This is a genomic window from Plantactinospora sp. GCM10030261 (assembly GCF_042666615.1).
Lineage (GTDB): Bacteria > Actinomycetota > Actinomycetes > Mycobacteriales > Micromonosporaceae > KBS50.
In genome coordinates this window covers 213,010-214,045 of the sequence record NZ_JBHTDD010000010.1, presented here as the reverse complement: position 1 = coordinate 214,045, position 1,036 = coordinate 213,010, and the positions used below count along the sequence as shown (strand labels likewise).

The window sequence follows — 1,036 nt, the reverse complement described above, 5'->3', positions numbered from 1 at the left end:
CGGAGGGGCGGGGAGGGGGGAGGGGGCGGGGCGGGTTTCCGGCCCAGCCCTCGTCCGCGACAGTGCCGACCCCCTCAGTCGTACTCCGGCTGGTCCTCATCGCGGGGCCGCGTCCGGATACGGATCGAGGCCCACCCGGACGGGATGGGCCTCGATCGTCAGACGACAACGCGGTAAGCGCCGAATCGTCAGCGCCGGAACAGGATGTCCCGGACCTCCTTGAGCGCGGCGTCCACCTCCGCCTCGAAGTAGCCCCCAGGCACCAAGCCGAAGCGCGGCGCGTCAAGATCACCCGGAGTGACCGGAAGCGGTCCCCGACCAGCCATGCTCTGAAGGATCTCATCGAACATGCGATCCACTTGGCCCGGGTCGTACCCGCTGCCGAAGCGCCGGACCTGGAAGGTCCGCCGGATCTGATCCACCCGGTGCATGTCACTGCCCGGAGGGCCGACGGGAACCCCGGGACTGCCGCCCGGTTGCCCGCCGGGACCACTCATCGACGGCCCGCCGGGCGCCGGCATCGGCGGCGGGCCGGGCACGGGTGGCGGCCCGGACGGGCTGGGACCGCGGCCGCGCGGCTCCCGATCCGGTAGCCGGATCTCGGCCGTCATGTCCATCTTGCCGTGCCGGCCCGGCTCGAACCCGTTGAACCGGTCGTCCGGGTCGTAACCGTCAGGCGTCCGGGGACCGGGGCCAGCGCCGGGCGGCGTGCCGGGACCACCGGGGGCCCTGCTCGGCAGGCCCGGGCGGGCCGAGGCGCGTCCGGTGGGGCCGCCAGGGCCATCGAAGGCACCCCGCGGGGGTTCGCCGTAGGCGCCGGTCGGCTCGTCGAATCTCTGGTACGGATCAGTGGGTCCGGCCTGGGCCGGCATCGGGCGAGGCGGCATCGGCGGCGGCCCAGGCGGCCCGCCCCGGTCGTCCCGCGGTCCCGACCCGAATCGGTCCGGGGGACCCATCCGGTCCGGGGGACCCATCCGGTCCGGGGGACCCATCCGGTCCGGGGGACCCATCCGATCCGGGGGACCCATCCGATCCG

At 74.8% G+C, this 1,036-nt stretch carries 1 protein-coding gene; it reads right to left on the bottom strand.

Annotation, left to right across the window (positions count from 1 at the left end):
• Positions 1-188 precede the first annotated feature (188 nt).
• Positions 189-1,036 (bottom strand): cell division protein DivIVA (locus ACFQUZ_RS15025; protein WP_377442414.1); only part of this gene is annotated, 848 nt, incomplete at its 5' end.